Origin of the sequence: Streptomyces sp. NPDC048584 (assembly GCF_043199595.1) — a bacterium.
Taxonomy (GTDB): domain Bacteria; phylum Actinomycetota; class Actinomycetes; order Streptomycetales; family Streptomycetaceae; genus Streptomyces; species Streptomyces edwardsiae.
In genome coordinates this window covers 509990-530570 of sequence record NZ_JBICWF010000002.1, presented here as the reverse complement: position 1 = coordinate 530570, position 20581 = coordinate 509990, and the positions used below count along the sequence as shown (strand labels likewise).

At 72.8% G+C, this 20581-nt stretch carries 22 protein-coding genes; 10 read left to right on the top strand and 12 right to left on the bottom strand.

All coding sequences use genetic code 11. The features are described 5' to 3' along the window. Positions 1-35 precede the first annotated feature (35 nt). Genes ACGFR9_RS06685 through ACGFR9_RS06675 form a run of 3 tightly spaced genes read left to right on the top strand, consistent with a single transcriptional unit; the run spans position 36 to position 3094 of the window. Positions 36-1319: a magnesium transporter MgtE N-terminal domain-containing protein gene (locus ACGFR9_RS06685; protein ID WP_393203577.1), complete on the top strand. Its 1284-nt coding sequence runs from the start codon at positions 36-38 to the stop codon at positions 1317-1319. Continuing rightward, positions 1309-1917 (top strand): DUF1003 domain-containing protein, encoded by a 609-nt coding sequence (locus ACGFR9_RS06680; RefSeq protein ID WP_393203575.1) that lies wholly within the window; start codon positions 1309-1311, stop codon positions 1915-1917. Before ACGFR9_RS06685 ends, ACGFR9_RS06680 begins: the two co-directional genes overlap by 11 nt. 43 nt (positions 1918-1960) lie before the next feature. Beyond that, positions 1961-3094 (top strand): Mrp/NBP35 family ATP-binding protein, encoded by a 1134-nt coding sequence (locus tag ACGFR9_RS06675; RefSeq protein ID WP_393203573.1) that lies wholly within the window; start codon positions 1961-1963, stop codon positions 3092-3094. A gap of 57 nt (positions 3095-3151) precedes the next feature. On the opposite strand, the gene ACGFR9_RS06670 is transcribed toward ACGFR9_RS06675, so the two are convergent. The 5 genes from ACGFR9_RS06670 to sigE form a co-directional block, all read right to left on the bottom strand. Next, positions 3152-3826 carry a hypothetical protein gene (locus ACGFR9_RS06670; RefSeq protein WP_393203571.1) on the bottom strand — a complete coding sequence of 225 codons (675 nt, stop codon included), beginning with the start codon at positions 3824-3826 and terminating at the stop codon, positions 3152-3154. Positions 3827-4048: 222 nt separating this feature from the next. Continuing rightward, positions 4049-4483 carry a sec-independent translocase gene (locus tag ACGFR9_RS06665; RefSeq protein ID WP_393203569.1) on the bottom strand — a complete coding sequence of 145 codons (435 nt, stop codon included), beginning with the start codon at positions 4481-4483 and terminating at the stop codon, positions 4049-4051. Between the two features lie 128 nt (positions 4484-4611). After that, positions 4612-6624, bottom strand: a complete 2013-nt coding sequence (locus tag ACGFR9_RS06660; protein WP_393203567.1) for a trypsin-like peptidase domain-containing protein — start codon at positions 6622-6624, stop codon at positions 4612-4614. Positions 6625-6724: 100 nt separating this feature from the next. After that, the gene (locus ACGFR9_RS06655) at positions 6725-7675 is read right to left on the bottom strand and encodes an anti-sigma factor family protein (RefSeq protein ID WP_393203565.1); all 951 of its coding nucleotides are present in this window, start codon (positions 7673-7675) and stop codon (positions 6725-6727) included. Further along, positions 7672-8331 (bottom strand): RNA polymerase sigma factor SigE, encoded by a 660-nt coding sequence (gene sigE, locus ACGFR9_RS06650; RefSeq protein WP_030220125.1) that lies wholly within the window; start codon positions 8329-8331, stop codon positions 7672-7674. The genes ACGFR9_RS06655 and sigE overlap by 4 nt, the downstream gene beginning before the upstream one ends. Positions 8332-8565: 234 nt before the next feature. Between sigE and ACGFR9_RS06645 the strand changes: the two genes are divergently transcribed. Then, positions 8566-9306, top strand: a complete 741-nt coding sequence (locus ACGFR9_RS06645) for an O-methyltransferase (protein WP_393203563.1) — start codon at positions 8566-8568, stop codon at positions 9304-9306. Positions 9307-9405: 99 nt separating this feature from the next. Here ACGFR9_RS06645 and ACGFR9_RS06640 read toward each other — a convergent pair whose 3' ends face one another. Continuing rightward, positions 9406-9573, bottom strand: a complete 168-nt coding sequence (locus tag ACGFR9_RS06640) for a DUF3117 domain-containing protein (RefSeq protein ID WP_003966491.1) — start codon at positions 9571-9573, stop codon at positions 9406-9408. 380 nt (positions 9574-9953) lie between these two features. Between ACGFR9_RS06640 and ACGFR9_RS06635 the strand changes: the two genes are divergently transcribed. Then, a complete protein-coding gene (locus ACGFR9_RS06635) occupies positions 9954-10757 on the top strand; it encodes an enoyl-CoA hydratase/isomerase family protein (RefSeq protein WP_393203561.1) in 804 nt (267 codons plus the stop codon). 68 nt (positions 10758-10825) lie between these two features. Here ACGFR9_RS06635 and ACGFR9_RS06630 read toward each other — a convergent pair whose 3' ends face one another. Together ACGFR9_RS06630 and ACGFR9_RS06625 are read right to left on the bottom strand one after the other, a co-directional pair. After that, positions 10826-11434, bottom strand: coding sequence for a DNA-3-methyladenine glycosylase I (locus ACGFR9_RS06630; protein WP_393203559.1), 609 nt, complete (start codon positions 11432-11434; stop codon positions 10826-10828). Then, positions 11431-11787: a DivIVA domain-containing protein gene (locus ACGFR9_RS06625; RefSeq protein ID WP_393204015.1), complete on the bottom strand. Its 357-nt coding sequence runs from the start codon at positions 11785-11787 to the stop codon at positions 11431-11433. Before ACGFR9_RS06625 ends, ACGFR9_RS06630 begins: the two co-directional genes overlap by 4 nt. A 158-nt stretch (positions 11788-11945) precedes the next feature. Here ACGFR9_RS06625 and folP point away from each other — a divergent pair, with 158 nt between their 5' ends. After that, positions 11946-12806 (top strand): dihydropteroate synthase, encoded by an 861-nt coding sequence (gene folP, locus ACGFR9_RS06620; RefSeq protein ID WP_393203557.1) that lies wholly within the window; start codon positions 11946-11948, stop codon positions 12804-12806. Positions 12807-12890: 84 nt separating this feature from the next. On the opposite strand, the gene ACGFR9_RS06615 is transcribed toward folP, so the two are convergent. Then, the gene (locus ACGFR9_RS06615) at positions 12891-13649 is read right to left on the bottom strand and encodes a TIGR00730 family Rossman fold protein (protein WP_311646957.1); all 759 of its coding nucleotides are present in this window, start codon (positions 13647-13649) and stop codon (positions 12891-12893) included. Positions 13650-13758: 109 nt separating this feature from the next. Continuing rightward, entirely contained in the window at positions 13759-14838 is a 1080-nt protein-coding gene (dapE, locus tag ACGFR9_RS06610) for a succinyl-diaminopimelate desuccinylase (protein ID WP_393203555.1), read from the bottom strand. Positions 14839-14921: 83 nt separating this feature from the next. On the opposite strand from dapE, the gene ACGFR9_RS06605 reads away from it, so the two are divergent. Both ACGFR9_RS06605 and ACGFR9_RS06600 read left to right on the top strand, forming a co-directional pair. Further along, a complete protein-coding gene (locus ACGFR9_RS06605) occupies positions 14922-15893 on the top strand; it encodes a heavy metal transporter (protein ID WP_393203553.1) in 972 nt (323 codons plus the stop codon). Between the two features lie 165 nt (positions 15894-16058). Then, the gene (locus tag ACGFR9_RS06600) at positions 16059-16337 is read left to right on the top strand and encodes an ATP-binding protein (protein ID WP_393203551.1); all 279 of its coding nucleotides are present in this window, start codon (positions 16059-16061) and stop codon (positions 16335-16337) included. Positions 16338-16737: 400 nt separating this feature from the next. Here the strand turns inward: ACGFR9_RS06600 and ACGFR9_RS06595 are convergent, their stop codons facing one another. Together ACGFR9_RS06595 and fdxA are read right to left on the bottom strand one after the other, a co-directional pair. Further along, positions 16738-17835 (bottom strand): bifunctional succinyldiaminopimelate transaminase/glutamate-prephenate aminotransferase, encoded by a 1098-nt coding sequence (locus ACGFR9_RS06595; protein ID WP_393203549.1) that lies wholly within the window; start codon positions 17833-17835, stop codon positions 16738-16740. Positions 17836-17950: 115 nt separating this feature from the next. Beyond that, positions 17951-18268, bottom strand: a complete 318-nt coding sequence (gene fdxA / locus ACGFR9_RS06590; protein WP_004926152.1) for a ferredoxin — start codon at positions 18266-18268, stop codon at positions 17951-17953. 140 nt (positions 18269-18408) lie between these two features. Here fdxA and ACGFR9_RS06585 point away from each other — a divergent pair, with 140 nt between their 5' ends. Both ACGFR9_RS06585 and ACGFR9_RS06580 read left to right on the top strand, forming a co-directional pair. Then, positions 18409-19476: a GNAT family N-acetyltransferase gene (locus ACGFR9_RS06585; protein ID WP_393203547.1), complete on the top strand. Its 1068-nt coding sequence runs from the start codon at positions 18409-18411 to the stop codon at positions 19474-19476. 17 nt (positions 19477-19493) lie between these two features. Next, on the top strand, positions 19494-20345 hold the full coding sequence (locus ACGFR9_RS06580) for a transglutaminase-like domain-containing protein (RefSeq protein WP_393203545.1): 852 nt from the start codon (positions 19494-19496) through the stop codon (positions 20343-20345). Positions 20346-20581: the final 236 nt, after the last annotated feature.

Below are 20581 nucleotides of genomic sequence, written 5' to 3'. Positions count from 1 at the left end.
CAACGAAACACCCCGCGGGGAAAGGAGTGGCGGCCATGGCAGGGGGCGCTCCCCGGTTCTTCGTCTCGCATGTCTCCGGTGTCGCCGTCTTCGATCCGGCGGGCGACCAGGTGGGGCGCGTGCGCGATCTGGTCGTCATCCTGCGGCCCGGCCGGCGTCCGCCGCGGCTGCTCGGCCTGGTGGTCGAACTCTCCACCCGCCGCCGTATCTTCCTGCCCATGAACCGGGTGACCGCCGTGCAGTCCGGCCAGGTCATCACCACCGGGGTGCTCAATGTGCGGCGGTTCGAGCAGCGGCCCACCGAGCGGCTCGTCTTCGGCGAACTGCTGGACCGGCGGGTGACGCTGGTGGGGACCGACGAGGAGGTCACCGTCCTCGATCTGTCGGTGCATCAACTGCCCGCCCGCCGCGAGTGGGAGATCGACCGCGTGTTCGTGCGCAAGGGGAGGAAGGGCGGCGCGTTCCGGCGCGGCAAGGGCGAGGCACTGACCGTCGAGTGGTCCGCCGTCACCGGGTTCTCCCTCGAGGAGCAGGGGCAGGGCGCCGAGAACCTGCTCGCCACCTTCGAGCAGCTGCGCCCCGCCGACCTCGCCAACGTCCTGCACCACCTCTCCCCCAAGCGCCGCGCGGAGGTGGCCGCCGCCCTCGACGACGACCGGCTCGCCGACGTCCTGGAGGAGCTGCCCGAGGACGACCAGATCGAGATCCTCGGCAAGCTGAAGGAGGAGCGCGCCGCCGACGTCCTGGAGGCCATGGACCCCGACGACGCGGCCGACCTGCTGGGCGAGCTGCCGGAGGCGGACAAGGAGCGGCTGCTGAGCCTGATGCAGCCCGCCGACGCGGCCGACATGCGGCGCCTGATGGCGTACGAGGAGCACACGGCCGGCGGTCTGATGACGACCGAGCCGATCGTGCTGCGGCCGGACGCGACCGTCGCGGACGCCCTCGCCCGGATCCGCGAGCCCGACCTGTCCCCCGCGCACGCCGCGCAGGTCTATGTCTGCCGTCCGCCGGAGGAGACCCCCACCGGCAAGTACCTGGGCACGGTGCACTTCCAGCGGCTGCTGCGCGATCCCCCGTACACGCTGGTCGGATCGATCCTGGACGACGACCTCCAGCCCCTGGACCCGGACGCGGCACTGCCCGTGGTCGCCGGGTTCTTCGCCACGTACGACATGGTGGCGGCGCCCGTGGTGGACGAGTCGGGGTCGCTGCTGGGCGCGGTGACGGTGGACGACGTCCTCGACCACATGCTGCCCGACGACTGGCGGGAGACCGAGTTCCACCTCGACGAGGGGGTGGAGACCGGTGGCTCCTGAGCGTGAGGGCGTGCGGGAGCGCGTACCGGCGGGCGCCACGGCGGCCGGGCGGCCGCGTGCGCCCCGTCTGGACCAGCCGCGTCCGCCCAGGCGGCGGATCCTGCCCGAGTGGGACCCGGAGGCCTTCGGGCGGCTCTCGGAGAGCGTCGCGCGGTTCCTGGGCACCGGGCGGTTCATCGTCTGGATGACGTTCGTCATCATCCTGTGGGTGGTGTGGAACGTGTCCGCGCCGAAGGAGCTGCGCTTCGACGAGTACCCGTTCATCTTCCTGACGCTGATGCTGTCCCTCCAGGCCTCGTACGCGGCCCCGCTGATCCTGCTCGCGCAGAACAGGCAGGACGACCGGGACCGGGTCAATCTGGAGCAGGACCGCAAGCAGAACGAGCGGTCGATCGCGGACACCGAGTATCTGACCCGGGAGATCGCCGCCCTGCGGATCGGGCTCGGCGAGGTCGCCACCCGGGACTGGATCCGCTCGGAGCTCCAGGACATGGTCAAGGACATGGAGGGGCGACAGAACGGGCACAAGGACCATCAGGGCCCTTTCCCGGCGATGCGCGCGGAACATCCGCCGGGGCGTGACGCAGACGACCGCTGACGTCCTTACCGGCGGGTGTACCCGGCGCCGTACCATCGTCCCTATGGCTACGGAAGACGCGGTGCGCGAGGCACTGGCGACGGTGAACGACCCGGAGATCAACCGGCCCATCACCGAACTCGGCATGGTCAAATCGGTGGAGATCGGGGCGGACGGGGCGGTCGCGGTCGCCGTGTACCTGACGGTCTCCGGCTGCCCCATGCGGGACACGATCACGCAGCGCGTGACGGACGCGGTCTCCCGGGTCGACGGCGTCACCCGGGTGGACGTGACGCTGGACGTCATGAGCGACGAGCAGCGCAAGGAGCTGGCGACCGCCCTGCGCGGCGGCCAGACCGAGCGCGAGGTGCCCTTCGCCAAGCCTGGCAGCCTCACCCGGGTCTACGCGGTGGCGTCCGGCAAGGGCGGGGTCGGCAAGTCCTCGGTGACGGTGAACCTGGCGGCGGCGATGGCGGCCGACGGTCTGAAGGTCGGTGTCGTGGACGCCGACATCTACGGCCACTCGGTGCCGCGCATGCTGGGCGCCGACGGGCGGCCCACCCAGGTCGAGAACATGATCATGCCGCCGTCGGCGAACGGCGTGAAGGTCATCTCCATCGGCATGTTCACCCCCGGCAACGCGCCGGTGGTGTGGCGCGGCCCGATGCTGCACCGCGCGCTGCAGCAGTTCCTCGCGGACGTGTACTGGGGCGATCTGGACGTGCTGCTGCTCGACCTGCCGCCCGGCACGGGCGACATCGCGATCTCGGTGGCCCAGCTGGTGCCGAACGCGGAGATCCTCGTCGTCACCACGCCCCAGCAGGCGGCGGCCGAGGTCGCCGAGCGGGCGGGTTCCATCGCCGTGCAGACGCACCAGAAGATCGTCGGCGTGGTCGAGAACATGTCGGGGCTGCCCTGCCCGCACTGCGGCGAGATGGTCGACGTGTTCGGCACGGGCGGCGGCCAGTCGGTCGCCGACGGCCTGACCCGTACGACCGGGGCGACCGTCCCCGTGCTCGGTGCCATCCCGATCGACGTCCGGCTGCGCGAGGGCGGCGACGAGGGCCGGCCCGTGGTGCTGTCCGACCCGGACTCCCCGGCGGGCTCGGCGCTGCGCTCCATCGCCGGCAAGCTGGGCGGCCGGCAGCGCGGTCTGTCCGGCATGTCGCTGGGGATCACCCCGCGCAACAAGTTCTGAGATCTTCCCCGGCGAAGGGCGCCGTCCGCAGCGGACGGCGCCCTTCCGCGCACCCGCTCAGCCCTGGTACGCGGCGATGTCCTTGATTACGGCGAAGCCGAGGCCGTACGCGCTCATCCCCCTGCCGTACGCCCCCACGTGCACGCCCGCCGCCGTGGAACCGGCGAGCACCCAGCCGAACTCGGACTCCCGGTAGTGGAACGGCGTCGGCACCCCGTCCACGGGCAGGGACAGCGTCGACCAGTCCTCCCCCGCCAGGTCGTCCGCGAGCACCCAGGCCGTCTCCGTCTGCTGGTCCAGCCAGTCGTCGCGCAGGGAGTGGTCCATCTGGCCGGGCCAGGTGAAGGACAGCAGCCCCACCCCGGCGAGCCAGGCGGCGGAGGAGACCGAGGTGGCCTCCAGCAGTCCGGTACCGTCCGCGCTGCGGCGCACCGGGTTGGCGGCCACGGTCACCACGACCGCGAACTTCTCCTTGGCCTCCTGGTCGCTCCCTGCCGTGTACTCGCTGCGCACCGAGGGCTCGTCACCGTGCCCGACCGATCCGTGTTCGACGGCCCCGGCGGCCGCCAGTCCGACCTGCATCAGCCAGCGCCGGCCCGTGAAGGCCTCGTCCAGGCCGTACCAGGGGAAGGGCGCGCGCAGATAGCCGTCGACGGTCCGCCGGGCGGAGGGTACGGGTTCTCCGTCCTCCGCGGCCGGCGCTTGCGCGACTGCCGAACTCGTCGTCTCCATGGCCGGACGCCTCCTCGCTCTCGTCGGAGCGGGCGGCCCGCCCCCCTTCGGGCGTACTCGTCCGTTCCGCACAACAACTCGGCAGCATAGCCACCTTGACGGCGCGGGCCGGGAAACCGCCCGGCTCTTGGGCCGCACGGACGCCCTGATCAGGCCGTGCGGAGCCCGGGTGGAGTATGAAACGCGTCACGTACGCCGAGGCGTGCGCCCGGGACACTCCGCTCAGGTGGCGTCCGCGTCGAACGGCGGACGGGTGTCGGCCGCCGGAGGCTCGGGCTTCTTGGTCATGTCCACGCGGCCGCCGGACGCCACCGGGGCGGGGGCGTCGTCGGTGTCGTGGCCGTTGACGGCGTCCGTGACCTCGGCCATCTCCTTCTTGATGTCGAAGCCGTTACGGATCTCCTTGAGCCCCAGGTCCTCGTTGTCCAGCTGCTTGCGGATGAACGTCTTGGGGTTGAGGTCCTCGAACTCGAAATCCTTGAACTCCGGCCCGAGCTCCTGCCGGATGTCCTGCTTGGCGCCCTCCGAGAACTCCCTGATCCTCCGGATCGTGCGGGTCACGTCCTGGATGACCTTGGGGAGCTTGTCCGGACCGAAGACGAGCACGGCGAGGACGATGAGCGTCACCAGCTCGAGCGAACCTATGTCATTGAACACCTGAAGCTCCTCGCGATGCCTTCGGTCCTCGGTCCTCGGGGGCGGCCTGCGGTCTTCCGTGGTCCGGGCCGGGTCCACGGTACCCGGCCACCCCGTGCGACCGGTACCGTCCCGGGCCCCCTCGCGCCTCAGCCGCCTCCCGACGAGCCGAGCGTCAGGGTGACCGTCCGCTCCTCGCCGTCCCGCTCCAGGGTGAGTTCCAGGCGGTCGCCGGGGCGGTGGGCGCGGGTCTTGACGATGAGCTCCTCACCGGAGTGGACGCGCTGGCCGTCGACCTGCGTGATGACGTCGCCGGCCTTGATCCCGGCCTTGGCGCCGGGGCCGCCGGTGCTGACCGGGGGCCCGCCGTCACTGCCCTTGGCGGCGACTCGGGCGCCGTCGCCGCCGTACTCCATGTCGAGGGTGATGCCGATCACCGGGTGGGACGCCTTCCCCGTGTTGATCAGCTCCTCGGCGACGCGCTTGCCCTGGTTGATGGGGATGGCGAAGCCGAGCCCTATGGAACCGGCCTGACCGCCCTCCGGGTCGGCGCCGCCCGCGGCGGAGCGGATGGCCGAGTTGATGCCGATCACATGGGCCTTGGCGTCGAGCAGGGGGCCGCCGGAGTTGCCGGGGTTGATCGGCGCGTCGGTCTGCAGGGCGTCGACGTACGACACGTCGCTGCCGTCGCCCTTCTCGCCGCCGGCCGTGATGGGCCGCTCACGGGCGCTGATGATGCCGGAGGTGACCGTGCCGGCCAGGTCGAAGGGGGCGCCGATGGCGACGACGGGGTCGCCGACGCGCACGTTGTCGGAGTTGCCGAGCGGCAGGGGGGTGAGGCCGCTGACGCCCTTCACCTTGACGACGGCCAGGTCGTAGCCGCTGTCCCGGCCCACGACGGTGGCTTCGGCGGTGTCTCCGCTGTTGAAGGTGACGGTGATCTCGCCGCGGTCGCCGGCGGGTTCGACGACGTGGTTGTTGGTGAGGATGTGGCCGCGGCCGTCGAGCACGAACCCGGTGCCGGTGCCGGCCTCGTCGGCGCCGCTGACATGCAGGGTGACGACGCTGGGCAGGGCCTGTGCGGCGATTCCGGCGACGCTGCCGGGGTCACGCGCGACGTCCTCCTTCCCGGCCTGCGGCAGTTCTACGGTGTCGACGCCGCCGTTGCGCTCCAGATAGGTGCCGATGGCCCCGCCGACACCGCCGGAGACGAGCGCGAGCACGAGCGCGGCCCCGATGAGCACCCGCCGTCCCCGGCGCCGCCGCTGCTTCTCACCGACGAGGGCGGGCTCGGCCTGCTGCAACGGCGCGGCGGCGGCAGCCGCCCAGGGGTCGTAACGCCCCCAGGGATCGGCGTCCGGGCGCGCCTGCGCGGGGATGTGGGGCGCCGTGGGGGCGCCGGGGGGTACCGCGTCCGGGTGCGGGAGGGGGGCAGGGGCGGGGGCCGGGGCCGCACCATGCGGAGCTTTGACCAGGTCCGGGGCGGGCACCGGCGGCACGCCGTGCGCCGGGGCTGGGACTGGGGTCGTGGGCGCGCCGTGTGTCAGGGCGCCGTCCTGCCGCGGTGCGGTGGCCGACTCCGGGGCGGGCACCGGAGGCACGCCGTACGCCGGGTTCGGGGCGGGCTCCGGGGCCGCACCCTGCTGTGGCGCCGCACCGTGTGCCAGGGCGGCACCCCGCTCTGGCGTCGCGGTCGGGTCCGGGACGGGTACGGGGGGTGTGGTGCCCTGGGGTGGCGTCTCCGGGGCCGTGGGAGGGGCCGCTACGGCCATTCCGTGCGCCGGTGTCGTCGCCGGGTGCTGCACGGGCGGCGCGGGCGCCCAGGGGCCCGGCTCACCGTACGGCGGGGTGCTGTAGGGATCCGGGTCGTGCAGCGGCCCACGCCGTTCACCGACGGGCCCCGTCGGCGCGTCGGAGACCCGCGCCCCGGAACCCGCGGGCGCGGGCTCGGCGGGGCACTGGGGCGTGTCGGAACCGTGGGTGGGGGTGCCGGGTGGCACGGGACCGGTGGGCTCCTGGGGACGGTCGAGTTCGTAGTCGCCCTCGTCGGCGGGCCCGGTGGCCCGGTCGCGGGCCGGGTGGGCCAGTTCGAAGTCGCCGTCGGGTCCCTGCGGACGCGTCGTCGGCTCCTCCCCCGATGAGCCCGGCTTCCCCTCGTTCATGCTCTCCCCACGGCTGGACACGGCGGTGGCCGCACCCGGCTGGGCCGGGGCGCGCCCCCTGGATTCAATCAGGTTCGCGCGCCCCTGCGCACTGGACGGCTCAGCGGGATGTCGCCGTGGGTGCCGGTGTGGTGCCGGCGGTGACGAGGCCGGGCTCCTCGAGACCGGCGGAGAGGGCCCACGCGGTCAGCGTGAGCGGCGGGGTCGAGGCGAGCGGCCGTATCAGCGGGGACAAGGCCGTCGCACCTCCCGTCACCGGCGTGCCCGTCGTGGGGTGGTGCTCCGTCGGCGCCGGGTTTCCGGGCAGCAGCGGGGCCGAGACCATGACCGGGGCGGCCGGGGCGTCCGCGAGCGCGCTCTGCCCCGTCAGCTGCCCCAGCAGCGGACCCGCGCCGCGCCGCCGCTGGGAGTCGGGCAGCGCGGCCCCCGTCCCCTGCGTACGCGTCGGCGTGACATTGCTGCCCTTGCCCGCGCCGCGCGCCTCCGCGTCGGCGGGCGTGACCGTGGTCACCCCGCCGAGCGCGATCGCGGCCAGCGACACCGCCCCGGCGGCGACGAACGCGAACCGCAGCCCGCGGGAGGACGGCCGGTCGGTGTCATGGCGGCTGACGTCATGGGCGGCGAAGCCGCCGCCGCCCGCCGCGGACGCCGGCTCGTGCCGCCGGACGGGCGTGTACGCGAACTCGAAGCGCTCGCCGCGCCGGGCCCCGAAGACCCCGAAACCACCGCCGAGCCGCCCCGGCGTGCCGCCCGGCAGTCCTCCGCCGCTCAGCGGGGAGCCGCCGTCGCCGAGGTCTCCCCCGGCCGGCAGGCCCTGGAGACGGGCCAGGAAGCTCTCGGAGGGCGGCGGGGGCGCCGCCTCCGCGAACACGTTCTTCAGCCGGCGCTGCGCGTCCACCTCCGTCTTGCACTTCGCGCAGGTGGCGACATGCGCCAGTACGCGCTCACGCGCGTCATGACCGAGCTCCCCGTCCACCAGGGCGGAGAGTCGGTCTCCCAGGTGCTGCTCTGCGAGGCGTCCCTCGGACGACTTCGGCTGTGAACCGCTCACGCGCTCGCGCCCCCTCCTCCCAGTGCGGGAACACGCGGCACGAAGGAGCGGCGCTCCGCGCGCGCCTGCGGCGAGCGGTGCGCGAGGGCCTTGCGCAGCTGGGAACGGCCCCGGTGGATCCGGGACCGGACGGTGCCGAGCTTGACGCCCAGGGTGGCCGCGATCTCCTCGTACGACAGTCCTTCGATGTCGCACAGGACGACGGCGGCACGGAACTCCGGGGCGAGGGTGTCGAGGGCCTGCTGGACGTCCGCGTCGAAGTGGGCGTCGTTGAAGACCTGCTGGGGCGAGGGCTCCTTGCTGGGCAGCCGCTCGGCGGCGTCCTCACCGAGCGCGTCGAAGCGGATGCGCTGCTTCCTGCGGACCATGTCCAGGAACAGGTTGGTGGTGATGCGGTGCAGCCAGCCCTCGAAGGTGCCCGGCGTGTACGTCGACAGGGAGCGGAAGACACGGACGAAGACCTCCTGGGTGAGGTCCTCCGCGTCGTGCTGGTTGCCGGTGAGGCGGTACGCGAGCCGGTAGACCCGGCCGCTGTGCATGCTGACGATCTCCTCCCAGGTGGGCGGAGTCCACGCCTGCCCGTCCGCGTCGCTGGAGAAGGTCGCGGTCTGGGCCGGGTCGCCGGCGCGGTGATGGTCAGCAGCGGTGTCGTTCACAAATTTCGGCCTGCCCGCCGATCCGAGGAAGCGCCGCAGCACTCCTCCGCGATCCACAGGCGCAGCCGCACCTCCCCTATCGGCTCTGGTGGTGTCCAGTGGAGCCCCTACCATAGCCACCTCGCCCGTTAGCTCCGGATAAGCGGTTTTACGAGAATTTGATCTGGGCTGCCACGGCTCGTACGGCTGCGTCAGCACTTGCTCGGCGTCCTCGTCCACTACCTGCCCCCCGTCATGGCACACGCCACTTCCTCATCCCTTGGAACGACCGGTCCCATCAGCAGGTTCCCGGCGCCAACGGATACAGTCACGCCCAGGCATCCACGGGGACAGGAGAGGGTCATTACCGCCAACCGGCAGACGAGCTGGGCGTTCGCCGACGCCTATGTCGCCGAGGACGAAGCACTGCACTGGGCCCGTGACCGGGCCCGTGACGCGGGGCTGCGCTCGGTGTCGCCCGGCACGGGCGCGGCGCTGCGGCTGCTCGCCGCGAGCGTGGACGCCAAGGCGGTCGCGGAGATCGGCACCGGCTGCGGCGTCTCCGGGATCCATCTGCTGCACGGGATGCGGCCGGACGGGGTACTGACCACGGTCGACCAGGAGCCGGAGCACCAGCAGTCGGCCCGCCAGGCCTTCCGTGACGCCGGTTTCGCCGGCAACCGGGCCCGCTTCATCCCCGGCAGCGCGCTGGACGTCCTGCCCCGTCTCGCGGACGCCGGCTACGACCTGGTGTTCTGCGACGGCGACCGGCAGGAGTACCAGGACTATCTCGCCGAATCGTTGCGGCTGCTGCGCCCGGGAGGCCTGGTCGCCTTCGAAGGCGTCTTCGCGAACGGCCGCACGGTGGACTCGGGGCCGCAGCCCACGGAGGTGCTGCGCCTGCGGGAGCTGGTGCGGGCCGTACGCGAGAGCACGGAACTGGTGTCGTCGCTGCTGCCGGTGGGAGACGGGCTCCTCTGCGCCGTCAAGCGCTGACCCGCGTACCCGTCCCTCGCCCCGCGCCCGTACGGGAAACAGCCGCCCCGGCACCGCGTGCGGCACCGGGGCGGCTGAAAGGGTATGGTCGCTTGCGCGTCAGCCGACGACCTTCTTGAGGGCGTCGCCGAGCGCGTCGGCCTCGTCCGGGGTCAGCTCGACGACGAGCCGACCGCCGCCTTCGAGCGGAACGCGCATGACGATGCCCCGCCCCTCCTTGGTCACCTCGAGCGGGCCATCACCCGTCCGCGGCTTCATGGCCGCCATGCTCGTTCCCCTTCCTGAAACCCGGCTAAACCGTCAGAGCCGACGGCCCACTGAAGGGCACCTGCGGTCCTTGAAGCAGGACACACGCCACCGGCATCGAACACATTGCTTCCAGGCCATTATCCCGCATGGCGGGACCCGATGACCAACATCGGTCGGCATCGCTTGGGCAACGCGCGCGAGCAAAACCACCCAATTCGGCGATGTGACTGCGATACTGCGCCGCCCCACGGACTCCCGGCGGTCGGAAACCCGCGGAAATTGTTTGACGCAGGTCACACACCGGTCACCCGCCACGGCCGGTGATCTCCGTCATGCTGTCTGCCAGACGGGGACGTACTCGCCGGTACGTCCCGAGCCGCCGTACGGAGGGATACGCCATGGCCGACACCGTGCTCTACGAGGTGGGCGACGGACTCGCGACGATCACGCTGAACCGCCCGGAGGCGATGAACGCGCTGAACGTCGCGGCGAAGGCCGCCCTGCGGGACGCACTCCGGTCCGCCGCGGACGACGACGCCGTACGGGCCGTGCTGCTGACCGCGGCCGGGGACCGGGCGTTCTGTGTCGGGCAGGACCTCAAGGAGCACATCGGGCTGCTGGCCGCCGACCGGGAGAGCGGTGCGGGGCAGACGATGAGCACGGTGCGCGAGCACTACAACCCGATCGTGAAGGCGATCGCCGGGGCCGCCAAGCCGGTGGTCGCGGCGGTGAACGGGGTCGCGGCGGGCGCCGGCTTCGGGTTCGCGCTGGCCGCGGACTACCGGATCGTCGCGGAGACGGCCGCGTTCAACACCTCGTTCGCCGGGGTGGCGCTGACCGCGGACTCCGGGATCTCCTGGACGCTGCCGCGCGTGATCGGCGCCGGGCGGGCCATGGATCTGCTGCTGTTCCCGCGCAACGTCCCGGCGCAGGAGGCGTACGAGCTGGGGATCGCGAACCGGGTGGTTCCGGCGGCGGAGCTGCGGGCGGAGGCGGAGAAGGTGGCGCGGGCGCTGGCCCAGGGGCCGACGGTGGCGTACGCGGCGTTGAAGGAGTCCGTCGCGTACGGGCTGAGCCGCTCGCTGGAGGAGGCGCTGGAGAAGGAGGACGAGCTGCAGACCCGGGCGGGGTCCTCCGAGGACCATGTGATCGCGGTCGAGGCGTTCGTAAAGAAGGCGACGCCCCGGTTTGTGGGCCGTTGAACCGGGGACTGGATCGCCGTCGCGGGGTGCGGGTGCGTCGTGATTCCTCGCGCCCCGCGGCGGAGCCGCTAACCGACCGGGCCCCGCGCCCCTGACGGCGCGTTTCTTGCCCCGCAGGTTTCCAGGTGGTCGTTGACCAGGCCGCAGGCCTGCATCAGTGCGTAGGCCGTTGTCGGGCCCACGAAGCGCAGGCCTCGCTTTTTGAGGGCCTTCGACAGCGTTGTCGACTCCGGGGTCACCGCCGGGACGTCGGCGATGGTCTTCGGGACCGGGCGACCGTCCGGGTCCGGGGCGTGGGACCAGATCAGGGTGTCCAGGTCGCCGGGTGCCCAAGTGGCCAGTTCGCGGGCGTTGGCGAGCGTGGCGTCGATCTTGGCGCGGTTGCGGATGATGCCCGTGTCGGCCAGCAGGCGTTCGCGGTCGGTGTCGGTGAACTTCGCGACCTCGGCGATCTTGAAGCCGGCGAAGGCGGCCCGGAAGCCGGGGCGGCGCCGCAGGATGGTGATCCAGGACAGCCCGGACTGGAACGCCTCCAGGCTGAGGCGCTCGAAGAGCGCGTCGTCGCCGTGGACCGGGCGGCCCCACTCCTCGTCGTGGTACGTCACATAGTCCGGGGTGGACAGCGCCCACGGGCAGCGCGGGACGCCGTCCGGGCCGGCCGCCGCTCCCTTGTTCACAGGTGCCCGTCCTCCGGGTGCGCGGCCGGCTTGTCCATGGAGAGGTGCGCCGCGGCGGCACGCGCGCCGGCCAGCGCGGACTCCAGGTCGGCGATCCGGGCGTCGCGCTCGGACAGCTCCGCGCCCAGCCTGCCGAGCGCGTCGTCCACCTCGGCCATGCGGTAACCGCGGGCGGCGAGCGGGAAGCGCAGTCCGTCCACGTCCGCGCGGCTGACCGGCCGGTCCGGCGGCAGGGCGTCCCAGAGCCGCTCGGGCGCGGCCTCGGGCAGCGGGCCGTTCTCGCCGCCGCTCACCACGGCGAGCGTCACCGCGGTGACCACGACGGCGAGCGCGACGACCAGGAACAGGAACATAACCATCGCCGGGGCCCCCACGGTCGGATGAGTCGGTGTCGGATCGGTCGGAGTCGGATGTGTGGCTCCGATCGTGCCATGCGAGTCTGACAGGCGAGGCCGCCGGGCGTGTCACGGGCGGCTCAGGACGGGATCGTACGAGGAAGAGGTCACAGGGGATGCTCAGGCTGGGCAAGCGGGAATTCGGGCCGCAGGAGCGGGTGATCATGGCGATCGTGAACCGGACCCCGGACTCCTTCTACGACCAGGGCGCCACGTTCCGCGACGAGCCCGCGCTCACGCGTGTGGAGCAGGCGGTGGCGGACGGCGCCGCGATCATCGACATCGGCGGCGTGAAGGCCGGTCCCGGCGAGGAGGTCACCGCCGAGGAGGAGGCGCGGCGGACCGTCGGTTTCGTCGCCGAGGTGCGACGGCGCTTCCCGGACGTCGTGATCAGCGTGGACACCTGGCGGCACGATGTCGGCGAGGCGGTGTGCGAGGCGGGCGCGGACGTCCTGAACGACGCGTGGGGCGGGGTCGACCCACGGCTGGCGGAGGTCGCCGCGCGGTACGGCGCGGGGCTGGTGTGCACCCACGCGGGCGGGGCGCGACCGCGGACCCGGCCGCACCGGGTGTCGTACGACGATGTCATGGCGGACATTCTTCGGGTGACCGTGGGGCTGGCCGAGCGGGCGGTGTCGCTGGGGGTGCCGCGGGAGTCGGTGATGATCGATCCGGGGCATGACTTCGGGAAGAACACGCGGCACAGTCTGGAGGCGACTCGGCGGTTGGGGGAGATGGTGTCCACGGGGTGGCCGGTGTTGGTGTCCTTGTCCAACAAGGACTTCGTGGGGGAGAGCCTGGACCGGCCGGTCAAGGAGCGGGTGGTGGGGACGCTGGCCACGACCGCGGTGTCCGCGTGGCTGGGGGCGCGGGTGTATCGGGTGCATGAGGTTGCCGAGACCCGGCAGGTGTTGGACATGGTGTCCGCGATCGCCGGGGAGCGGGGGCCGGCTGTGGGGCGCAGGGGGCTGGCGTAAGGGTTCTGTCGCCCCCGCCGCCCCTTCCCGTTCCCGTCCCCGGGGGGCTCCCGCCCCCCGGACACCCCGGCCTTGGAAGAACCCTTAGCGGCCCGCCTCCTTCGAGACCAGGGCCACTGCCTCGTCCACGTCGTCCGTGACGTGGAAGAGGAGGAGGTCCTTCTCGGCCGCCTTGCCCTGGGCGATGACCGTGTGGCGGAGCCAGTCGACCAGGCCGCCCCAGTAGTCCGTGCCGAACAGGACGATGGGGAACTGGGTGACCTTCTGGGTCTGGACCAGGGTCAGGGCCTCGAAGAGTTCGTCCAGGGTGCCCAGTCCGCCGGGCAGGACCACGAAGCCCTGCGCGTACTTCACGAACATCATCTTGCGGACGAAGAAGTACCGGAAGTTCAGGCCGATGTCGACATAGCGGTTCAGCCCCTGCTCGAACGGCAGCTCGATGCCCAGGCCGACCGAGAGGCCCTCCGCCTCCAGCGCGCCCTTGTTGGCCGCCTCCATGGCGCCGGGGCCGCCGCCGGTGATCACCGCGAAGCCCGCCTCGACCAGTCCCCGGCCGAGCTCGACCCCCGCCGCGTACTCCGGGGAGTCCACCGGCGTCCGCGCCGAGCCGAAGACGCTGATCGCGGGCGGGAGTTCGGCGAGTGTGCCGAAGCCCTCGATGAACTCCGACTGGATGCGCAGCACCCGCCACGGGTCCGTGTGCACCCAGTCCGTGGGCGCGCGCTCGTCCAGCAACCGCTGGTCGGTGGTGCTCGCCTGCACCTGGCCCCGCCGGCGGAGGACCGGCCCGAGCCGCTGTTCGTCCGGCGGCTGCTTCTTCCCCACGGGGTTACCGGTAGCCATGTGCGCTCCCTCCGTCGTGCCAGTCGTTCCACCTCAGCGTAGATCCACTCGGGTTACGTACGAGGGACCTCAGCATGTCCGGCACACAGCGGCCCAAACCCGGCGCGCGTCACGCCGTCAGCCAGGAGCGCAGCCGCTCCTCCCCCGCGAGGATCTTCGCCGTGTCCACGCGTTCGTCCCGCCTGTGCGCCAAGTGCGGGTTGCCGGGGCCGTAGTTGACCGCCGGGATGCCGAGTGACGAGAAGCGGGAGACGTCCGTCCAGCCGTACTTGGGCTGCGGGGTGCCGCCGACCGCCTCGATGAAGGCCGCCGCGGCCGGGTGGGACAGGCCGGGCAGCGCCGCGCCGCTGTGGTCGTCGACGACGAACTCCGTCACCCCGCAGTCCGCGAAGACCTCGCGGACATGGGCCAGGGCCTCCTCCTCGCCACGGTCCGGCGCGTAGCGGAAGTTGACGGTGACGACGCACTCGTCGGGGATGACGTTGCCGGCCACTCCCCCGGTGATGCCGACCGCGTTCAGGCCCTCGCGGTACTCCAGGCCGTCGATCACCGGGTAGCGGGGCTCGTAGGCGGCGAGGCGGGCGAGGATCGGGGCGGCGGCGTGGATCGCGTTGGCGCCCATCCAGCCGCGCGCGGAGTGGGCGCGCTCGCCGGCCGTCTTCAGCAGCACCCGCAGGGTGCCCTGGCAGCCGCCCTCCACCTGGCCGTCGGAGGGTTCCAGCAGCACCGCGAAGTCGCCCTCCAGCCACTCGGGGTGGGCCTCGGCGACGTGTCCCAGCCCGTTGAGGTCGGCGGCGACCTCCTCGTTGTCGTAGAAGACGAACGTCAGGTCGCGGTTGGGGGCCGGGACCGTGGCCGCGATGCGCAGCTGGACGGCGACCCCGGACTTCATGTCACAGGTGCCGCAGCCCCAGAGCACCCCGTCGGCGTCGAGCCGGGAGGGCACGTTGTCCGCGATCGGCACGGTGTCGATGTGGCCGGCCAGGATCACCCGTTCGTCCCGCCCCAGTTCCGTACGGGCGACGACGTTGTTGCCGAACCGGTCGACCGTGAGGTGCGGCAGGGCGCGCAGCGCGCCCTCGATCGCGTCCGCGAGCAGCTTCTCGGTGCCGCTGACGGAGGGGAAGTCGACGAGCCGCGCGGTCAGGCGCGCGGCGTCCAGCGTGAGGTCAAGCGGGGTGTCGGCCATGGCGTCGACCCTAGCGCGCCGGTTCGCGGGTCACTCTTCACACCCGGCACACAGGGAACCGTACTCTCCAGTACCTTGTAGGCGTGCCAGAGCCGTCCCTCACTCCTCAGCGCAGACGTCGCGGCCGCCTTCTCCGTTGCGGGGCGGCCTTCGTCGTATTGTCCGCGGTCGCCGGATACCTGGTGGTGCAGTACGTCACCGGGGGTACCGGCGGGCCGGACTGCAAGGTCGTCTCCGGGAAGGGGGACGGCGCCACGTACGCGTTCACACCCGAGCAGGCGGTGAACGCGGCGACGATCACCGCGGTGGGCACCGCGCGCGAACTGCCCGAGCGGGCCGTGACGATCGCGCTGGCGACCGCGCTGCAGGAGTCGGCGCTGCGCAACATCGACTACGGCGACCGTGACTCGCTGGGCCTGTTCCAGCAGCGTCCCTCCCAGGGGTGGGGCACGCCGAAGGAGATCATGGACCCGGCGTACGCCGCGGAGAAGTTCTACGAGCATCTCGAGGAGGTTCCCGGCTACACCCGGCTGCCGCTCACCGTCGCGGCGCAGAAGGTGCAGCGCAGCGGGTTCCCTCAGGCGTACGCCAAGCACGAGCCGGACGCGGCGCTGCTGGCGGCCGCCCTCACGGGGCGTTCGGCGGCCACGCTGACCTGCGCGGGGCGGCCCGCTGCGACGCCGCCGTCGGGGGCCGACGCGGTACGGGCCGCGCTGGCGCGGGACTTCGGGCGGGACGCGCTGGAGCCGGCGGGGGCGGAGGTGGGGGGTACGCCGTCGCCGTCGCCGTCCGTTTCGGCCTCGGTGGACGCTTCGGCGGGGGTCGTGCGGGTTCCGGTCGCCGATGTCGAGGGCGCCGGCTCCGGGGCGCGGGGGTGGCAGTTGGCGCACTGGGCCGTGGCCAACGCGTCCGAGCTGCACATAAAGCGGGTGTCGTACGCGGGGCGGGAGTGGACCGCCGGGAACACCGACAGTCAGTGGCGGCCGACGGACGGGAAGAACCCTTCGGGTTCGGGGCGTGGCGCGGAGGTCGTCACGATCACGACGAAGCCGTAGGGGTGTGCGGGGGTGATCGTGCAGGGGTGCGGGGTGTCACCCGCAGGGGTTGTACGCGGCCGATAATGCGACGCATTGCCAACTCTTTGCGTTGCCTCGCCGCAACCTTCTCGGTGATCGAGCGGTAGTCACTGCGTCAGCGTCCTCTGCCGTCGAAGGAGCACCATGTCCCTCCCCCTGACCCGTCGGATCGCCCGTGCCGCGCTGCTCGTCGCTGCGGGAGCGGCCGCCGGGGTCGGTGCGGCCGGTACCGCGAGCGCGGCGCCGGCGCTGCCGGCTGCGCCCAACCTCGGCGGGGTGACCGCGCTGGACGGGTCCGCCGTGGACGATGTCGCCCAGTCCACGGGTGCGGCGTCGAAGGTGGCGCCGGTCGGCAAGACCGTGAAGAAGACGGCGGGTTCCCTCACGAAGGGTGCGCCTGTGAAGGGGCTGCCGGTGGGCTGAGGCCCTTGCTCTACGGCGACGGGGTCTGGGGTGCTCCCCCAGGCCCCGTCGCCGTTCCTACATGGGTGCGGTGGCCGTGGGTTGACCGGTTGCCCGGCGTTGGTGGCTGTGCCCACCCGTTCCGCCCTGCGGAACGACTGCCCACAGCCGGGCGGGGTGGCGTGGCTGCCCGCAGCCGGGCGGGGTGGCTGAGTGCAGCCGGGCGGGGTGGCGTGGCTGCCCACAGCCGGGCGGGGTGGGCGGGCGCAGCCGGGCGCGGTGGCTTGGCTGCCCACAGCCGGGCGGGGTGGCTTGGCTGCCCACAGCCGGGCGGCGTGGCGTGGCTGCCCACAGCCGGGCGGGCGGCACAGCCCGGCTGTGGGCCGGGCGCGGGGCCGGGGTGGGGGCTGCCGGGGGTGGGTCAGGGGGTCAGGCGGGTTACCGCCGCCTGGACTCGTTCGTCCGTGGCTGTCAGGGCCACTCTTACGAAGTTCGCGCCCGCGGGGCCGTAGAAGTCGCCCGGGGCGGCCAGGATGCCCAGGGCGGCCAGGTGGGCGACCGTCGTCCAGCAGGACTCGTCCCTCGTGGCCCAGAGGTAGAGGCTGGCCTCGCTGTGCTCGATGCGGAAGCCGTGGGCGAGGAGAGCCTGGCGCAGGGCCGTGCGGCGGGCCGCGTAGCGCTCCCGCTGGACGCGGACGTGCTCGTCGTCGCCGAGGGCCGCGACCACCGCCGCCTGTGTCGGCGCGGAGGTCATCATCCCGCCGTGCTTGCGGATCTGCAGCAGCGGACCGAGCACCGCCGGGTCACCGGCCAGGAACGCGGCACGGTAACCGGCGAGGTTGGACCGCTTGGACAGCGAGTGCACCGAGACGATGCCGTCGTACGAGCCGCCGTTGACGTCGGGGTGCAGCACCGAGACCGGGTCGGCCTCCCAGCCCAGCTCGAGGTAGCACTCGTCGGAGAAGACGAGCACCCCGTGCTCACGCGCCCACGCGACGATCCGCGTCAGCTCCTCCTTGGACAGCACCCGGCCCGTCGGGTTGGACGGCGAGTTCAGCCAGAGCAGTTTCAGACCGGCCGGGTCCAGCTCGGTCGGATCGTCGTACGCGACATGATCCGCGCGGGCGAGGCGCGCGCCGACCTCGTAGGTCGGGTAGGCGAGGCGCGGGAAGGCGACCCTGTCGCCGGGACCGAGCCCGAGCTGGGTGGGGAGCCAGGCGACGAGTTCCTTGGAGCCGACGACCGGCAGGACGTGGTGGTGCGTGACCCCGCGGGCGCCCAGCCGGCGCTCCACCCAGCGGGTGAGCGCGTCGCGCAGTTCCGGCGTGCCCCAGACCGTGGGATAGCCCGGCGAGTCCGCCGCGGCGATCAGGGCCTTCTGGACCGGCTCGGGCACCGGGTCGACGGGCGTGCCGACCGAGAGGTCGACGATGCCGTCGGGGTGCGCCGCGGCCGTCTTCTTGTACGGCTCCAGCTTGTCCCAGGGGAAGGCGGGCAGCCGGTCGGAGACTGCGGACACGTACGGGCTCACTTTCTGGTCCGGCAAACGCCTCGGTCCCGTACGTCGATCGGGAGGATCGGGCCGTACGGGACCGAGGCGGCGCGTCGTTGCGGGGCCGCTTCTCGCGGAACGGCTACGCCTGCGGCGGCAGTGCGGCGATGAACGGGTGGTCCCGCTCGATCAGCCCCAGCTTGCTGGCGCCGCCGGGCGAGCCGAGCTCGTCGAAGAACTCGACGTTCGCCTTGTAGTAGTCCTTCCACTCCTCCGGAGTGTCGTCCTCGTAGAAGATCGCCTCGACCGGGCAGACCGGCTCACAGGCACCACAGTCGACGCATTCGTCCGGGTGGATGTACAAGGACCGCTGGCCCTCGTAGATGCAGTCGACCGGGCACTCCTCGATGCACGCCTTGTCCTTCACGTCGACACAAGGCTGCGCGATGACGTAGGTCACGCTGTCGTTCCTCCTCGATAGGGCGCTGGCGGGCCTCCTCAGGCTCCGCCGCCTGGCGCGCGGGAGCGCGGCGTCGTCGATGCCCGCCCCTAGTATCTCCGTTCTTGGGCATGATCCGAACAGGAGGGGTGAACTGACCTGTGGAAATCTCTGCCGCCGGACGCATCGAGGTCCGTATCACCACTGCTGACGTGGGAAAACGGGTCTCCGTACGGAGCTTGATCGAACATGGTCCCTCGGGTGAGAAGTTCACCGACACGGTCGGCGTTCTCACATCATGGGACGACGGTGTGCTGCGGATCACAAGGAGGAACGGCGAGGGTGTCCGTATTCCGGAGTCCGCGCTGGTCGCGGGCAAGGTGGTCCCGTCGGCTCCGGCGCGGCGCCGAGGTCCGGCGGCCTCGTACGAGGAGCTGGCGCGGGTCTCCGCGCGGGCGTGGCGGCCGGTGGAGAGCGAGCGGCTCGGCGACTGGGAGCTGCGGGCGGCCGGCGGGTTCACCCGGCGGGCCAACTCCGTCCTGCCGCTCGGTGACCCGGGCGTGCCGCTGGACGAGGCGCTGACGGCCGTACGCGACTGGTACACGGCGCGCGGGCTGCCCGCCTACGTGCAGACCGCGACCGGCGCCGAGGGGACGCAGGAGCGGCTCTGTGCGGAGCTGGAGCGGCGGGGCTGGGTGCGCGAGGTGACCGCCGAGCTGTGGACGGGCGGGCTGGCCCCGGTCGCCGACCTCGGCGCGGAGCCGTCCGGGGTGACGCTGTCACGGGAGGCCGACGAGGCGTGGCTGGCGCGGTACCAGCGCAAGGGCGTGGGCGAGGTGGCGCTGCGGGTGCTGGGATGGGGGTCCCCCCGCTCGAGCGAAGCCGAGAGTGGGGGAGGACCCTCGGTGTGGTTCGCCACCGTGCCGGGCGACGACGGTACGGGCGCGCCGGCCGCGATCGGGCGGTGTGTCGTGGACGGGCGGTGGGCCGGGTTCGCGGCGGTCGAGGTCGATCCGGCGCTGCGGCGGCGGGGGCTGGCGACCACCGTGATGGCGGCGCTGGCCCGGCGGGCGCTGGAGGAGGGTGCTTCGGCGGCGTGGCTGCAGGTGGAGGAGGACAACGCGGGGGCGCGGGCGCTGTACACGCGCCTGGGGTTCGCCGCGCACCACGCGTATCACCACCACCGCGCTCCGGAATCGTCCGCTCCGGCAGGTGAGGCGGCGCTGTGAGCGGGCACGAACCGGGTATGCGCGCGCCGCACCCCCCGCCGCCCGAGCGCTCCGCCGAACTGCGCCGGCGGTTCGCCGAGGAGGCCCGCTGCGAGCGGCCGGACCTGACCACGCTGTGCCTGCTGATCGGGGCGGTGGCGGACGGCTCGCTGGACGAGGCGGGCATGGACGCGGTGGAGGTGGAGCTGGACCGGCTGGCCGGTGAGCTGCCCTACCGGCCGGGTTCGCCGCGCGCGTGGGCGCTGGCGCTGCGGGATCTGCTGGGTGAGCGGTACGGGTTCGGTGGCGTGTCCGATGACTATCAGCGGCTGGAGTCGTCGCTGCTGCACGAGGTCGTACGGCGTCGGCGGGGGCTGCCGATCCTGCTGTCGGTGGTGTGGATGGAGGTGGCCCGGCGTGCGGGGGCGCCGGTGTACGGCGTCGCGCTGCCGGGGCATTTCGTCGTCGGGGTCGGGGAGGTGGAGGCGCAGGTGCTGGCCGATCCCTTCGGCGGGGGGCGGGTGCTGACCGGGGCCGACGCGTCTGTGCTGGTCGCGGGGGCTACGGGGGTGCCGTTGGACGCGTCTTCGCTGGCGCCGGCGGGGGTGCTGGACGTGGTGTCGCGGGTGCTGAACAACGTGCGGGCGTGGGCGGAGGCCCGGCCCGAGGAGTCGGGGGTGGGGTTGTGGGCGCTGGATCTGTCGTTGCTGTTGCCCTCGCATCCTGCGCGGTTGCGGTACGAGCGGGCGGTTCTGCTGGTGCGGCGGGGGGAGTTCCTGGCGGGGGCCGGGGAGTTGGAGGCGTACGCGGAGGTGGTGGGGGCGGTGGACGCGGTCGCCGGGGAGCGGGTGCGGGGTGAGGCTCTGGCCGCCCGGGCCATGTTGAACTGAGGGGTTCGCCGCCGCGGGCGAAGGGCTGAACGTCCGCTGCGGTGGCCGGGGGGTGGTGCGCCGCTCGGCGCCCACGAGGCGCCGCCTGCGCCCACCCGTGCCGCCCCAGCGGCACTGCTGCCCGCAGAGGGCGGGCCCGCGGGGCGGGCACTGCCAGCCGTAGAGAGCGCGGCGGGTGTGCTGGGCGCACAGGGCGGGACCGCGGGGCGGGCACTGCCAGCCGTAGAGAGCGCGGC

What these genes read in the sequence shown, in the direction of transcription:
- ACGFR9_RS06600 (WP_393203551.1), top strand. Translation starts at nt 16,059, where the DNA reads ATGTCCCTCCCCCTGACCCGTCGGATCGCCCGTGCCGCGCTGCTCGTC.
- ACGFR9_RS06635 (WP_393203561.1), top strand. Translation starts at nt 9,954, where the DNA reads ATGGCCGACACCGTGCTCTACGAGGTGGGCGACGGACTCGCGACGATC.
- folP (WP_393203557.1), top strand. Translation starts at nt 11,946, where the DNA reads ATGCTCAGGCTGGGCAAGCGGGAATTCGGGCCGCAGGAGCGGGTGATC.
- ACGFR9_RS06645 (WP_393203563.1), top strand. Translation starts at nt 8,566, where the DNA reads ATGGCACACGCCACTTCCTCATCCCTTGGAACGACCGGTCCCATCAGC.
- ACGFR9_RS06625 (WP_393204015.1), bottom strand. Translation starts at nt 11,787, where the DNA reads ATGTTCCTGTTCCTGGTCGTCGCGCTCGCCGTCGTGGTCACCGCGGTG.
- ACGFR9_RS06580 (WP_393203545.1), top strand. Translation starts at nt 19,494, where the DNA reads ATGCGCGCGCCGCACCCCCCGCCGCCCGAGCGCTCCGCCGAACTGCGC.
- ACGFR9_RS06670 (WP_393203571.1), bottom strand. Translation starts at nt 3,826, where the DNA reads ATGGAGACGACGAGTTCGGCAGTCGCGCAAGCGCCGGCCGCGGAGGAC.
- dapE (WP_393203555.1), bottom strand. Translation starts at nt 14,838, where the DNA reads ATGGCCGACACCCCGCTTGACCTCACGCTGGACGCCGCGCGCCTGACC.
- ACGFR9_RS06660 (WP_393203567.1), bottom strand. Translation starts at nt 6,624, where the DNA reads ATGAACGAGGGGAAGCCGGGCTCATCGGGGGAGGAGCCGACGACGCGT.
- ACGFR9_RS06615 (WP_311646957.1), bottom strand. Translation starts at nt 13,649, where the DNA reads ATGGCTACCGGTAACCCCGTGGGGAAGAAGCAGCCGCCGGACGAACAG.
- ACGFR9_RS06685 (WP_393203577.1), top strand. Translation starts at nt 36, where the DNA reads ATGGCAGGGGGCGCTCCCCGGTTCTTCGTCTCGCATGTCTCCGGTGTC.
- ACGFR9_RS06675 (WP_393203573.1), top strand. Translation starts at nt 1,961, where the DNA reads ATGGCTACGGAAGACGCGGTGCGCGAGGCACTGGCGACGGTGAACGAC.
- ACGFR9_RS06640 (WP_003966491.1), bottom strand. Translation starts at nt 9,573, where the DNA reads ATGGCGGCCATGAAGCCGCGGACGGGTGATGGCCCGCTCGAGGTGACC.